A 14,106-nucleotide genomic window follows, 5' to 3' on the forward strand; every position below is an offset into this window, starting at 1 on the left:
GATCATGTGCACAGAGCATGACGTAAAGGGACGCGTCGGCGCAGACCGCCTCGCCGCCGCGGACACTCGGGCGGCGAGGCGCCGCCAGGCCATAAGGTACGAGCGGCGCTCCGGGTAATCCGGCGCGTCGCGGACACTAGAAGGAAGGCGAACAGGCCACGATGACGGTTCCCCTGCCGACCGACGCCACCCGGTGGCGCTGCACCCTCTGCGGCAACCTCACCCGCTTCGACGTGACCCGCTCGTCCAAGGTCGTCGAGTACGTGCACCTCGACCTCGCCGGAGAGCCGAGCGTCGAGGAGCGCGAGGTGGTCGATGAGACCATCGAATCGGTGCGCTGCCGCTGGTGCGGGGCGGTGGACCAGGTGGAACTGGTGGACAGGCCGGGCGCCGGCTCCTGAGCGGAGCGGGCCCCGCGCGGCGGAGCCCCCGCGGGGGCTCCGGCAAGGCATGAGGCATAGGGGTGACGGATGGCGGAGACACACGGCGGGGAGCCGGGCGACGGCGCCGCTGAGGTGCTCGACCGCCCGCTGCCCGACGGCGTGCGCCGCCGGGTCGTGCAGATCGCGGCCGACGCCTTCGGCGGCCTGACGATGGCCGAGCTGCCCGCCCCGCTGCGGCAGTACGCCCGGTTCGCCCCCAACCGCCGGATCAAGTTCGCGGGCAACGCGATGGCGGCGGCGCTGGAGAGCGACGCGCTGTTCCGGCAGCGGATCGGGGAGAAGTTCCGCGAGGCCCACCCGGAACTGGCCGGCGCCCTCGACTCCGGCGCCCCGCCGCCTGCCGCGGAGCCGCTCGACGTGGCGGCCGCGGCCTACGTGCTGCGCCCGGTGGGCTGGGTGAAGCTGGTGACCGCCGCGGGCGAGGAGGCCCAACGGGCCCACGCCGAGCGCGCCGACGAGGAGAGCCGGGCGGAGCTGGAGCGGCTGCGCGCGGAACTCGCCGGGGCCCGCGAGCACACCCGCGCCGAGACCGAACGGCTGCGCGCCGAGCTGGACGCGGTCCGCAGGGAGGCCGAGGCGCTGCGCCGCAAGCTGCGCGCCGCGCTCAGCGACGTCAAGCGGGGCGACGCCGCGCTGCGCAAGGCGCGCGGCGACGCCGACGCGGCGCGCGCCGAGGGACAGGCCCAGGTGTCGGCCGCCGAGAGCGAGAGCAGGCGCCTCAAGGCGCGTCTGGGCGAGGCGGAGGCCGCCCTGGAGGCGGCACGCCGAGCGGCCCGCGAGGGGCGCAGCGTGGAGGACATGCGGGTGCGCCTGCTCTTGGACACCGTCCTCGAAGCGGCCCAGGGGCTGCGCCGCGAACTGGCGCTGCCGCCGGTGTCCGTGTGGCCCGCGCAGACCGTGGACGCGGTGGAGCCCGGCCGGATGACGCCCAAGGACATCGCCGCACGGGCGCTGTCCGAGCACGACCCGGCGATCCTCGACCAGTTGCTGGCGCTGCCGCAGGCCCACCTGGTCGTCGACGGCTACAACGTCACCAAGACCGGCTATCCCCAGATGCCGCTGGAGAAGCAGCGGCTGAGGCTCCTCGGGCAGCTCTCGCAGCTCGCCGCGCAGACCGGCGCCGAGGTCACCTGCGTCTTCGACGGAGCCGAGCTGGCCGCTCCGGTACTGCTGGCCCCGCCGCGCGGAGTGCGGGTGCTGTTCTCCAAACCCGGCGTCACCGCGGACGAGTTGATCCGCCAACTGGTGCGCGCCGAGCCGCCCGGCCGGCCGGTCGTGGTGGTCTCCACCGACCGCGAGGTGGCCGACGGCGTCGCACGGGCCGAGGCGCGGCCGGTGGCGTCGGCGGTCCTGCTGAAGCGCTTCTCGCGCGGCTGAGCGCGCAAGCGCTTTTTCACCCGGCTGAGGGCGCCGGCGCATCTCGCGCGGTCGAAAGCGGACTTGAGGCGAACTGCCGCCCATCGCCGCTGTTGACGCCTGCTGTCCGAATTGATCCGTCACATGCGCGACGTAGCGTCAACTGAAACTCACATCCGGTGAGTTGATTGCAAAAACTGTATGCTGTGACAGGATTTTCAGTCGTGAGGATTTGAATTCATCACGATGAGGTCACTAGGGTCGGGGCTCGAACCTCCAAGCGGGTGATCGCTCAGAAGAAGGAGCTCGCTTTCGTGGCGTCCCACCGTCGACCCAAGCAGCCGAGCCGTGCGCGTGTGACCGTGCTCACCACCGCAGCGGCCGCCGCCGTAGCCATCAGCGCTCAGGCGGCCAACGCGGCGCCCAGCGAGAAGCCCAGCAAGGACGAGGTCAAGTCCAAGGTCGACGCGCTCTACGAGCAGGCGGAGCAGGCCACCGAGAAGTACAACGGGGCCAAGGAGAAGCAGGAGAAGCTCCAGAAGGAGATCTCCACCATCCAGGACAACGTCGCCCGCGGTCAGCAGGACCTCAACAAGCTGCGCGACGGCCTCGGTTCGCTCGCGGCCGGCCAGTACCGGGCCGGCGGCATCGACCCCTCGGTGCAGCTCTTCCTCTCCTCCGACCCGGACAGCTACCTGGACAAGGCTTCCACGCTGGACCAGTTGAGCGGCCAGCAGGTCGACGCGCTGAAGAAGATCCAGAGCAAGCAGCGCGAACTCGCCCAGGAGCGCGCCGAGGCGAGCGAGAAGCTCAAGGACCTCGCCTCCACGCGCACCGAGCTGGGCAAGAAGAAGCAGGAAGTCCAGGGCAAGCTGGCCGAGGCGCAGAAGCTGCTCAACTCCCTCACCGCGAAGGAGAAGGCCGCCCTGGCCGCCGCCGACCAGGAGCGCGCCACCCGGGCCAGCGACCGCGCCTCGCTGGGCGGTCCGAGCGCTCCCGCCTCCGGCCGGGCCGGCGCCGCCTTCTCCGCCGCCCAGAGCAAGATCGGCACGCCGTACGTCTACGGCGCCACCGGCCCGTCCTCCTACGACTGCTCGGGCCTGACCTCCTGGGCCTACGCCCAGGCCGGGGTGTCCATACCGCGCACCTCGCAGGAGCAGGCCAACATCGGCACCCGCATCTACTCGGTGAGCCAACTCCAGGTCGGCGACCTGGTGTTCTTCTTCAACGACATCCACCACGTCGGCCTCTACGCGGGCAACGGCCAGATCCTGCACGCCCCGCGCACCGGCACCGTCGTCCGGTACGAGTCCATGAGCACCATCGGCGGCCCGTTCATGTTCGGCGTCCGCGTCTGACCCCGGTCCCCGCCCCCGCCGGGGCGCCGCCCGAACGGGCGAATCCCGGCGACCTGCGCTGACCCCGCGCCCCGCCCCTGACCTGTGTCGAGGGCGGGGCGCCGCGTTGTGCGGCCCTCGGCGCCCTTGGCCGCCGCGTGTTCGCACGGCTACTGTCTGGCGCGTTTCCTCCGCCGCAGGGACGCGTCGTGCGCGTCCGCCGCGAGGGACGCGTCCGTGTCCGCCAGCAGAGGGAGTTCGGCTTCCCGTGGGGTTCCATCGCCGCCATGCACCGTCCGGGTTCGACCGGGGCGCCGCCTTCTCCGTGCTGTCCGCGGCGGCCGTGTCCGCGGCGGCCGCCGCGCTCGGCGCCCTCCCGGCCGCACCGGCCCACGCCGCCACGCCGCGCGGCGACGCCCGCGCCGAGGTGGACCGCCTCTACCAAGAGGCGGAGAAGGCGACCGAGGCGTACGACCAGGCGGGCGAGAACGCGGGCCTGCTGCGCGGCCGGGTCAGCGCATCCCAGGACCGCATCGCCCGCAGCCAGCAGCGCGTCAACGCCCTGCGCCAGGAACTCGGTTCGCTGGCCGGCGCCCAGTACCGCTCCGGCGGCCTCGACCCGTCGGTGGCCCTGCTGTTCTCCCGCGACCCCGCCGACTACCTGGACAGGGCCAGCACGCTGGACCGGATCAGCGTCCAGCAGGCGGGCCGACTGCACGAACTGCGTCAGGCCCTGCGCCAACTCACCCAGGAGCGCGCCGAGGCCGCCCACACCCTGGCCCAACTCGACCGCACCCGCAGGGACGTCGCCGCGCACAAGCGGACCGTCGAGCAGAAGCTGGCGCGAGCCCGGCGCCTGCTCGCCGCCCTGTCCCCGGGCGAGCGGGCGGACTACGACCAGGCGTCCCGCTCCGGCCGGGACGACCTCCTGGTCCCCCTCACCGGGCCCGAGTCCGGTCCGGCCGCCACCGGCCGGGCCGCCGTCGCCGTCGCCGCGGTCCGCTCCGCCCTCGGCCGCCCCTACGTCTGGGGCGCCAGCGGTCCCTCCGGGTTCGACTGCTCGGGCCTGATGCAGTGGGCGTACGGGCGGGCCGGGGTGCACCTGCCGCGCACCTCGCAGGAGCAGCGCTACGCCGGCCGGCGCATCCCGCTCTCCCAGGCCCGCCCCGGCGACCTCGTGGTCTACCGCTCCGACGCCGGCCACGTGGCGATGTACGTCGGGAACGGCCGGGTCATCCACGCGCCGCACCCGGGAGCGCCGGTGCGCTACGACCCGGTGGACATGATGCCGATCTCTTCGGTCACCAGAGTCTGACGGCCGCGTGCGCGCCGCCGTACGATCGTGAAATGGCTGGTCGAAGGCGGGTGCTCGGGTCCTCGGCAACGGCGGTGTGCCTGCTGCTCGCCTCCCTGACGGCGTGCGGCGGCCCGTCGGCGGACGACACGGCCCGGGACCGCGTGCAGCAGGTGCTCGACCAGCGGGCGGCGGCGCTCCTGCACCACGACCCGGCCGCCTACGCCGCCACCGGCGACCGCGCGCCGTACCCGAACCTGGCGGCGGTGCCCTTCGCGGACTGGTCCTACCGGGTGACCGGGCTGCGCCGCACCGGCGCCGGGATCACCGCGGAGGCCGACCTGCGCTACCGCGTCTCCGGGTACGACCGGGCGCCCGTCACCGCTGGCCGCACCCTGACTCTGAGCACTACGGCCGGCGGCGCGTGGTACGTCGCCTCGGAGCGGCCCGCGCGCGGATCGGCGCAGCAGCTCTGGGACCAAGGGCCGGTGTCGGTGGTCCGCGGCCGTAGCGGCATCGTCCTCGGCGTCGGCCAGAGCGGCGCGTCCCTGCGCGCCGTGGCCGATCTTGCCGACCGGGCGGTCCCGGCGGTCTCGGACGCCTGGGGGACGGACTGGAGCCGGCACGTGGTGGTGGAGATCCCCCGGTCCCTGCCGAACATGGCCGCGCTGCTCGGCTCGCCCGTCGGCGACTACCGCGGCATCGCCGCCGTCACCACCGGCGAGGCCGGGGGCGGCCGGCAGGCCCCGGCGGACCGGATCATCGTCAACCCCGACGCGTACGGCACGCTCGGGCCGCTCGGCCGGCAGGTCGTGCTCACCCACGAGACCACCCACGTCGCCACCCGCGCCCACACCGACGCGGCCACCCCGCTGTGGCTCTCCGAGGGCTACGCCGACTGGATCGGCTACCGCGGCACCGGACGCACCCCCGCGCAGGCCGCGCCCGAACTCCAGCAGGCCGTCGCCGCCGGGAAGACGCCCACCGCGCTCCCCTCCGACAAGGACTTCGGCTTCGCCGGCGACGCCGCCCTGCTCGCCCGCTCCTATGAGGGCGGCTGGATGGCCTGCCGGATGATCGCCGCCCACTGGGACGAGAAGAGACTCGACGCCTTCTACCGCACGGTGGGCGCCCACGAGAGGCGGGCGGGCGCGGTCGAGGACGCGCTGCGCACGGTGCTGGGCACGACCCTGGAGCGGTTCACCGCGCAGTGGCGCTCCTACCTCTCCGGCCAGCTCCGCTGACGGACCTCTCAGGAAGAGGCGGAGCTCTGCGGGGACCGCTGCGCCTGGGCCGGCAGGAACGCCGGGGCCGGGGCAGGGACCGTCGAGCGCCACAGGGAGCGCGCGGCGACGGCGCAGGCGGCGACCAGCAGGCCGTCGCGCAGCGCCATCAGCGTCACGCCGAGCGCGTCGCTCGCGACGACGTCCGCGAAGAACAGCGGGAACTCCAGCACCGTCACGCAGGCCGCGGCCAGCACCAGGGCGGCCGGCGGCCGCATCGGGGAAGCCCGGAAGCACAGGCAGACGGCGGCCAGCCCCACCAGCCACACCAGGTACTGCGGGCTGATCACCCGGCTGGTGGCCGTGAACAGCAGCACCGCCGTGAACGCGGCGTCCGCGACCGTGTGCGGCGCGAAGCGCCGGGCGCGCAGCCGCCACAGCACCAGCCAGCCGAAGGCGGCCCCGGTCAGCGCCAGGGCGACCGTGCTCACCGCGCCGACGTAGGGGCCCAGGAACTCCACCGAGCCGTAGTTCAGCAGCACGTTCCCCCGCCAGCCGAAGTGCCGGGCCACGTGGAAGACCAGCCCGCCCAGCGACTCCACCTCCGTGCCCCGCCCGCGCTGGGCGGTCAGGAAGGACAGCGCGCCGGGCAGCGCGAGGGCGGCGAACGCGGCAGGCACGGCGACCGCCGCCCCCGCCGCCGTCCACGCCCGCCGCCGGGCGGCGCCGTGCACGCCCGCCGCCAGCAGCAGCGGCCACACCTTCAGCAGCGCCCCGAGTCCGGCCAGCAACCCCAGCACGCGCGGACGGCGGACCCCGGCCAGCAGCGCGCCGACGGCCACCGCGGTCACCATCACGTCGTAGCGGGCGAACAGGGTCGGGCCGAGCACGGCCGCGCCGGCCGTCCACAGCCAGGCGCCGAGCCGCGACCGCTCCGGGCCCCGGCCGCCGCGCAGCAGCAGGCACAGCACCGCCAGGTCGGCCAGCAGGGCGAGGACGAAGAACGCCGTCGCATAGTCGAGGAAGGGCAGCACGGCGGGGGAGAGGATCGCGAGGGCCGCGCCGGGCGGGTACTGCCAGGCGACGTCGCCGGACGGGAAACCGCCGTGCCGCAGCACCCCGGACCAGCCCCGGTAGATCACCGACACGTCGCTGGTGACGTCCGGCCCCGGGAAGACGAGCACCTTGAGGGCGAACAGCAGCACCACCGCTCTGCTCAGCCCCCACACCGCCCACAGCGCCGCCAGGCGCCGCCCCGTCCCCGCCTCGTCCACCACTGCCGCCGTCCGTCCGCCGTTCCCTGCTCCACCGAGGGTCCCATGCTCTCCCGGCGGTCCGCGCACGGCCACGGAAGTACGGCCGCCCGGGGCCGGGGCGCCCCAACGGAAGTACGGCCGCCGGAGGCCGGGGCGCCCCATTGGATAGGGTCGGCGGCGATGCACAAGACCCTCATCGTCACCAACGACTTCCCGCCCCGCCCCGGCGGCATCCAGGCGTTCCTGCACAACATGGCGCTGCGCCTGGACCCCGAGCGCGTGATCGTCTACGCGTCCACCTGGAAGCGCGGGCGGGAGGGCGCCGAGGCGACCGCCGCCTTCGACGCCGAGCAGCCCTTCACCGTCGTCCGCGACCGTACGACGATGCTGCTGCCCACCCCGGCGGCGACCCGGCGCGCGACCGGGCTGCTGCGCGCACACGGCTGCGCCTCGGTGTGGTTCGGGGCGGCCGCGCCGCTCGGGCTGATGGCGCCGGCGCTGCGCGCGGCGGGCGCCGAGCGGCTGGTGGCCACCACCCACGGGCACGAGGCCGGCTGGGCTCAACTCCCCGCGGCCCGGGGTCTGCTGCGGCGCGTCGGCCAGTCCACGGACACCCTCACCTACCTCGGCGAGTACACCCGCTCCCGGATCGCCGCCGCGCTCACCCCCGAGGCCGCCGGGCGGATGACGCGGTTGCCGCCGGGCGTGGACGAGAAGACCTTCCACCCCGGCTCCGGCGGCGACGAGGTGCGGGCCCGGCTCGGCCTCGCCGACCGGCCGGTGGTCGTGTGCGTCTCGCGTCTGGTCCGCCGCAAGGGGCAGGACACGCTGATCCGGGCGATGCCCCGGATCCTGGCCGCCGAACCGGAGGCGGTGCTGCTGATCGTCGGCGGCGGCCCCTACGAGAAGGACCTGCGGCGGCTGGCCGAGGAGACGGGCGTCGGCGCCTCGGTGCGCTTCACCGGCCCGGTGCCCTGGGCCGAGCTGCCCGCCCACTACGGCGCCGGCGACGTCTTCGCCATGCCCTGCCGCACCCGGCGCGGCGGCCTGGACGTCGAGGGCCTCGGCATCGTCTACCTGGAGGCGTCCGCGACCGGGCTGCCGGTCGTGGCAGGCGACTCCGGCGGCGCGCCCGACGCGGTGCTGGACGGCGAGACCGGCTGGGTGGTGCGCGGCGGCTCGCCCGAACAGGCCGCCGAGCGGATCAGCGCCCTCCTCGGCGACGCCGCGCTGCGCCGCCGCATGGGGGAGCGGGGACGCCGCTGGGTCGAGGAGAAGTGGCGCTGGGACCTGCTGGCGGAACGGCTGAAGACGCTGCTGTAGCGCCCCGGGGAGGGACCGCCCTGCGTGGTCCCTCCCCGGGGCGCCCGGCGGGCTACTTCGCGTAGATCGCCTCGATCTCGGCCGTGAAGTCCTTGGCCACCACGTTCCGCTTGAGCTTCAGGGACGGGGTGAGGTGGCCCGAGTCCTCGGTGAACTGCGCGGGCAGCACGCGGAACTTGCGCACGGACTCCGCCTTGGACACCGCCGCGTTGCCGTCGTCGATCGCCGTCTGGATCTCGGCCAGCAGGTCCGGGTCCTCGCGCAGCGACGCCGCGGTGGAGCCGGCCGGCTTGCCGTGGTCGGCGCACCAGCGGCCCAGGAACTCCTCGTCCAGGGTGACCAGCGCGCCCACGAACGGCCGCCCGTCGCCCACCACCATGCACTCCGCGACCAGCGCGTGGGCGCGGATGCGGTCCTCGATCACGGCCGGGGCGACGTTCTTGCCGCCCGCGGTGACGATGATCTCCTTCTTGCGGCCGGTGATCCGCAGGTAGCCGTCCTCGTCCAGGGTGCCGATGTCGCCGGTGTGGAACCAGCCGTCGGCCAGCGCCTCCTGGGTGGCGCCCGGGTTGTTCCAGTACTCCTTGAACAGGTGCTCGCCGTGCAGCAGCACCTCGCCGTCGTCGGCGATCCGCACCACCGAGCCGGGCAGCGGCTGGCCCACCGAGCCGACCTTCGGCCGGTCCCACGGGTTGAACGTGGTCGCCGCGCAGGACTCCGTCAGGCCGTAGCCCTCCAGGACCGTGAAGCCGATGCCCCGGAAGAAGTGCCCCAGGCGCTCGCCGAGCGGGGCGCCGCCGGAGATGGCGTACTCGCCGCGCCCGCCGAGCACCGCGCGCAGCTTGCCGTAGACCAGCTTGTCGAAGGTCTTGTGCGTGACGCGCAGCCGCAGCGACGGGCCCCCGGGGGCGTCCAGCGCCTTGCTGTAGGCGATGGCCGTGTCCGCGGCCCGGTCGAAGATCTTGCCCTTGCCGTCCGCCTGCGCCTTGGCGCGCGCCGAGTTGTAGACCTTCTCGAAGACGCGCGGGACGCCGAGGATCAGCGTCGGGCGGAACGAGGCCAGCTCGTCGGTGAGGTTCTTGATGTCCGGGACGCAGCCCAGCCGGATCGGCGCCATCATCGGGGCGATCTGCACCAGCCGGCCGAAGACGTGCGCGAGCGGCAGGAACAGCAGCACCGAGCACTCCCCGGTGCGGAACAGCGGGCGCAGCCGCTCCACGACGTTGCCGCACTCGGCGAAGAAGCTGCGGTGCGAGAGCACGCAGCCCTTGGGGCGGCCGGTGGTGCCGCTGGTGTAGACGATGGTCGCCGGGTCGTCGGCCTTCGCCAGCGAGCCGCGCTCCTCGACCGTGGCGTCGCTGATGCCGTGCCCGGCGCGGCCCAGCTCCTCGACGGCGCCGGCGTCGATCTGCCAGAGGTTCTTCAGCGCCGGCAGGCTCTCGCGCACCGACTCCACGGCGGCGGTGTGGGCGTCGGTCTCCACCAGGCAGGCGGTCGCGCCGGAGTCGCCGAGGATCCACCGCACCTGCTCGGGCGAGCTGGTCTCGTACACCGGCACGGTGATCGCGCCCGCGCTCCAGATCGCGAAGTCGAGCAGCGTCCACTCGTAGCGGGTGCGGGACATCAGGCCCACCCGGTCGCCGGGCTGGATGCCGGAGGCGATGAGGCCCCTGGCGGCGGAGTGCACCTCGGCGAGGAAGTCGCGCGCGGTGACGTCCTGCCAGGCGCCGCCCGCCTTCCGGGCTATCACGGCGACGTCGGGATGCTGCGCGGCGTTTCTGCGAATGATGTCGGTCAGATTGCCGTCCGCAGGGACCTCGTACAAAGCCGGAAGGCTGAACTCGCGCAAGACTGCTGCTCCTCTTAGGGCGCCGGCGCCACGACGTGGTGCGATGCGACGGTGCGTCCGCGGCTCGATCTGGTGCCCGGAGCTTCGCCAGGAGCCGTTTCGAGCTCGGTGGTTGAAATCCAGAGCACGACTGGACCGCCCGGACGTTACCCGCCGGTACGGCCTCTTCGACAGGGGCGCCCGGCGAGATGTTCGCTGCGTCACACGCTGGATGTTCCTTCGCGCACAGTAGTCGACCCGCTGATCGACTGGCCAGCGACGACGGCCTCCGCCGCCACTGTTCACAAGGGCGACGCTCCGCCTACCCTCGATCACCATGGCACCCACACCGACCGGCGGCGGCAGCACCCGGATCCACGTGGTCAGCGACGTGCACGGCAACGCACGCGACCTGGCCCGCGCCGGCGAGGGAGCCGACGCCCTGGTCTGCCTCGGCGACCTCATCCTCTTCCTCGACTACGCCGACCACTCGCGGGGCATCTTCCCCGACCTGTTCGGCGAGGAGAACGCCGACCGCATCGTCGCCCTGCGCACCGCCCGCCGCTTCGCGGAGGCCCGCGCCCTCGGCGCCCGGCTGTGGGCGGGCGTCGACGGCGACCGCGCCCAGGTGATCGAGCAGGCGGTGCGCCGGCAGTACGCCGAACTGTTCGCCGCCTTCCCCACCCCGACCTACGCCACCTACGGCAACGTCGACATGCCGCCGCTGTGGAAGGAGTACGCCCGCGAGGGCGTCACCGTCCTGGACGGACAGCGGACGGAGATCGGCGGCCGCGTCTTCGGCTTCGTCGGCGGCGGCCTGCGCTCGCCCATGAACACGCCCTACGAGATCGGCGACGAGGAGTACGCGGCGAAGATCGAGGCGGTCGGCGAGGTCGACGTGCTGTGCACCCACATCCCGCCGGACGTGCCCGAACTCCTCTACGACACCGTCGCCCGCCGCTTCGAGCGCGGCAGCCGCGCCCTGCTCGACGCGATCCGGCGCACGCGCCCCCGCTACGCCCTCTTCGGGCACGTCCACCAGCCGCTGTCCCAGCGGATGCGCGTCGGGGCGACCGAGTGCGTCAACGTCGGGCACTTCGCGTCCACCGGCCGTCCGTGGGTCCTCCAGTGGTGACGGGGCGCCGTCTTCCCGCCAGGCCCGCAGGCAGGGGTGGAGTCCGCCGCCCGGCCGCGCGGTAGCCTTCACGCTGCACACCCGTGCGCACACCACGAGAGACTTCCGGCCCGCATCTACAGGAGCCACGCCGATGGCGGAACACACCAGCTCGAGCATCACCATCGAGGCGGCACCGGCCGAGGTGATGGCGGTGATCGCCGACTTCGCCCGCTACCCCGACTGGACCGGCGAGGTGAAGGAGGCCGAGGTCATCGAGGCCGACGAGCGGGGCCGCGCCCGGCAGGTGCGCCTCGTCATGGACGCGGGCGCCATCAAGGACGACCAGGTGCTGGGCTACACCTGGACCGGCGAGGACGAGGTCTCCTGGACCCTGGTGAAGTCCCAGATGCTGCGCTCCCTGGACGGCTCCTACCTGCTCAAGCCGTCCGGCGCGGGCGCCACCGAGGTCACCTACCGGCTCACCGTCGACGTCAAGATCCCCATGCTCGGCATGATCAAGCGCAAGGCCGAGAAGGTCATCATCGACCGCGCCCTGGCTGGCCTGAAGAAGCGGGTCGAGTCGGGCGCCTGACCGCCCGGGGCGCGGACGGGCCCCGAACCGGGCCGCGCTTCCGCAGCCTTCCGGCAGCCCCGCCCCGGCTGCGCTCGCGGCGGCCGATGCCTTCCGGTGGCTACGGCGCTTGCGGTGCCCCCCGGTGCTCCCGGCGGCTACGGGGCCCGTAGCCGCGCCCGGGGTCACGGCGCTCCCGGGGCCGGACACGGGGCCCGTAGCGCTCCCGCCGTCCGCGGGGCTGCGGGGGCTCCCGGCGGCTACAACGCACGCGGCGGCCACGGGGCTCGCGGTGCCTCCCGGTGGCCACGGCGTCCGTGGTGCCTTCCGGCGGCCACGGCGCTTGCGGTGCCCCCCGGCGCTCCCGGCGGCTACGGGGCCCGTAGCGCTCCCGGGGTCACGGCGCTCCCGGGGCCGGGCACGGCGCCCGTAGCGCTCGCGCCGTCCGCAAGGGTGCGGGCGCTCCCGGCGGCCAAGGGAGGCCCGCGGTCCCGGTGCTCGTGGTGATCTCGCCCCTCGCGCCTCCACTACGGTTCACCCTCATGCGCACCCTCCTGATCACAGGACCCGGCGGCAGCGGTCGTACGACCGTCTCCGCGGGCACCGCACTCGCCGCCGCCCGTGACGGCGCCGACACCCTCGTCCTCAGCGCCGACCGGACGGACGCCCTCGGCGCGGTCCTCGGGACGCCGACGGGCGCGGAGCCGGTGCGCGTCGCGCCCCGCCTCACCGCCTGGCGGCCGGACGCCGCGGCCGGCTTCCGCGCCGACCTCGCCGCCTTCCAGGAGCGCGCGGCGACCGTGCTGGACCTCCTCGGCGCCGCCCGCCTGGACGCCGAGGAGGTCACCCCGCTGCCCGGCGCCGAGGAACTGGCCCTGCTGCGCGCCCTGCGCGACGCCGCGCTCTCCGAGCGCTTCGACCTGCTCGTCGTCGACCTCCCGGCCGTCCCGCAGGCCCTCGCCCTGCTCGCCCTCCCCGCCGAGCTGCGCCGCTACCTGCGCCGCCTGCTCCCGGCCGAACGGCAGGCGGCCCGCGCCCTGCGCCCGGTCCTCGGCCGGCTGGCCGGCGTCCCCCTGCCGTCCGCCCAGCTCTACGAGACCGCCGGCCGCTGGGCGACGGAGCTGGCCGCCGTCGAGGCGGTCCTCGCCGACCCCGGCGCCTCGGTCCGCCTGGTCGCCGAGCCCGGCCCGGCCGGCGCCGACGCCGTGCGCGCCGCCGCCCTCGGTCTCGCGGTGCACGGGCTGCCCGTGCAGGACGTGGTCGCCGCCCGGGTGCTGCCCGAGGCCCCCGCCGACTCCTGGCTGGCCGGGCCCGCCGCCCAGCAGCGCAAGGCGCTGGAGGAGTGGCAGCAGACGTACACCGTCCACCAGGCCGCTCACCTGGGCCGCGACCCGAGGGGCGCGGACGACCTCGCCGACCTCGCGCTGCCCGCGGCCGGTCCCGCGCCCGGCCCGGTGCGGTGGCCGGTCGCCGACCAGACCGCCGAGGACGGCGTGCTGGTGTGGCGGATCCCGCTGCCGGGCGCCGAGCGCGACGAACTGGAACTGGTCCGGCGCGGCGACGAACTCGTGCTCGCCGCCGGGCCGTTCCGCCGCATCGTGCCGCTGCCCTCGGTCCTGCGGCGGTGCGCGGTCGACGGCGCCGCCCTGCGCGAGGACGAACTGCGCATCCGGTTCGCCCCGGACCCCGCCCTGTGGCCCCGCGAGAAGTGAGCGGCCCGGACCCGTTCGGGTAACGTCGGAGGGACGAACCGTAGTCAGGAGTCCCCCATGAGCGAAGAGCGCCCACCGTCCGACGCCGCCCGGGACGACGCCGCTCGGCAGCGGAGCGCAGGCCAGGCGCCGCCGGACGCCGACGCGTGGGCCGCGGCCTGCGCCGAGGATCTGGCCGCCGAGAAGTCGCGGCGCGGCGACCGCTCCGCGCCGCCCCCGGGCTCGGCCGCCGAAGAACTGCGCCGGTTCGTCGACACCGTCGCCGACCGGCTGTCCTCGTGGCAGGGGCCGCTGCTCGGCGCGGTCGGCGGACCGGCGGCCGCGCACGCGGTCCGCCAGGTCGTCGAGCAGGCCAGGGCGGCCGTGGAACCGGTGGTCGAGCGCAACCCGGAGATCTTCGGCCACCTCGCGGCGGCCGGCGGCGAACTGCTCGCCGCCTACCGCTCGGCCGTCGAGGCCCAGGAACGCCGCTGGACGGGCCGCGCCACGGCGCCGGGAGACGACCCCGCGAGTCCGGGGAAGAACCGGGGCGACGGCCCGGCGGACCGGGCGGACCGGCCCGGCGACCGCCGTGACCGGGGCGAGGGCGCCGGCGGAGGCGAGCGCATCGACTTGGACTGAGGGCCTCTCGGGTACGGTTGGGCCG

At 74.8% G+C, this 14,106-nt stretch carries 12 protein-coding genes; 10 read left to right on the plus strand and 2 right to left on the minus strand.

Annotated features, from left to right (window positions below; genetic code table 11):
* Window positions 1-161 precede the first annotated feature (161 nt).
* The 5 genes from ABZ861_RS03105 (at window position 162) to ABZ861_RS03125 (ending at window position 5,674) form a co-directional block, all read left to right on the plus strand.
* Complete coding sequence (locus ABZ861_RS03105) at window positions 162-401, plus strand: hypothetical protein (RefSeq protein WP_361622744.1); 240 nt, start codon at window positions 162-164, stop codon at window positions 399-401.
* Window positions 402-470: 69 nt separating this feature from the next.
* A complete protein-coding gene (locus ABZ861_RS03110; RefSeq protein ID WP_361622747.1) occupies window positions 471-1,820 on the plus strand; it encodes an NYN domain-containing protein in 1,350 nt (449 codons plus the stop codon).
* Window positions 1,821-2,113: 293 nt separating this feature from the next.
* Window positions 2,114-3,157 (plus strand): NlpC/P60 family protein, encoded by a 1,044-nt coding sequence (locus tag ABZ861_RS03115; protein ID WP_361622750.1) that lies wholly within the window; start codon window positions 2,114-2,116, stop codon window positions 3,155-3,157.
* Window positions 3,158-3,404: 247 nt separating this feature from the next.
* Window positions 3,405-4,451: an NlpC/P60 family protein gene (locus ABZ861_RS03120; protein ID WP_361622753.1), complete on the plus strand. Its 1,047-nt coding sequence runs from the start codon at window positions 3,405-3,407 to the stop codon at window positions 4,449-4,451.
* Between the two features lie 32 nt (window positions 4,452-4,483).
* A complete protein-coding gene (locus tag ABZ861_RS03125) occupies window positions 4,484-5,674 on the plus strand; it encodes a hypothetical protein (protein WP_361622756.1) in 1,191 nt (396 codons plus the stop codon).
* An 8-nt stretch (window positions 5,675-5,682) separates the two neighbouring features.
* On the opposite strand, the gene ABZ861_RS03130 is transcribed toward ABZ861_RS03125, so the two are convergent.
* Window positions 5,683-6,927, minus strand: coding sequence for a glycosyltransferase 87 family protein (locus ABZ861_RS03130; protein ID WP_361623589.1), 1,245 nt, complete (start codon window positions 6,925-6,927; stop codon window positions 5,683-5,685).
* 162 nt (window positions 6,928-7,089) lie between these two features.
* Here ABZ861_RS03130 and ABZ861_RS03135 point away from each other — a divergent pair, with 162 nt between their 5' ends.
* Entirely contained in the window at window positions 7,090-8,232 is a 1,143-nt protein-coding gene (locus ABZ861_RS03135) for a glycosyltransferase family 4 protein (protein WP_361622759.1), read from the plus strand.
* A gap of 52 nt (window positions 8,233-8,284) precedes the next feature.
* On the opposite strand, the gene ABZ861_RS03140 is transcribed toward ABZ861_RS03135, so the two are convergent.
* Window positions 8,285-10,081 carry an AMP-dependent synthetase/ligase gene (locus ABZ861_RS03140; RefSeq protein WP_361622762.1) on the minus strand — a complete coding sequence of 599 codons (1,797 nt, stop codon included), beginning with the start codon at window positions 10,079-10,081 and terminating at the stop codon, window positions 8,285-8,287.
* 316 nt (window positions 10,082-10,397) lie between these two features.
* Between ABZ861_RS03140 and ABZ861_RS03145 the strand changes: the two genes are divergently transcribed.
* The 4 genes from ABZ861_RS03145 (at window position 10,398) to ABZ861_RS03160 (ending at window position 14,081) form a co-directional block, all read left to right on the plus strand.
* Window positions 10,398-11,195, plus strand: coding sequence for a metallophosphoesterase (locus ABZ861_RS03145; protein WP_361622765.1), 798 nt, complete (start codon window positions 10,398-10,400; stop codon window positions 11,193-11,195).
* Window positions 11,196-11,328: 133 nt separating this feature from the next.
* Window positions 11,329-11,769, plus strand: coding sequence for an SRPBCC family protein (locus ABZ861_RS03150; RefSeq protein ID WP_361622768.1), 441 nt, complete (start codon window positions 11,329-11,331; stop codon window positions 11,767-11,769).
* Between the two features lie 521 nt (window positions 11,770-12,290).
* Window positions 12,291-13,460, plus strand: coding sequence for an ArsA-related P-loop ATPase (locus ABZ861_RS03155; RefSeq protein WP_361622771.1), 1,170 nt, complete (start codon window positions 12,291-12,293; stop codon window positions 13,458-13,460).
* A 57-nt stretch (window positions 13,461-13,517) separates the two neighbouring features.
* Window positions 13,518-14,081, plus strand: coding sequence for a DUF5304 family protein (locus ABZ861_RS03160; protein ID WP_361622774.1), 564 nt, complete (start codon window positions 13,518-13,520; stop codon window positions 14,079-14,081).
* Window positions 14,082-14,106: the final 25 nt, after the last annotated feature.

Origin of the sequence: Streptomyces sp. NPDC046985, assembly GCF_040644415.1 — a bacterium.
Taxonomy (GTDB): Bacteria; Actinomycetota; Actinomycetes; order Streptomycetales; family Streptomycetaceae; genus Streptomyces.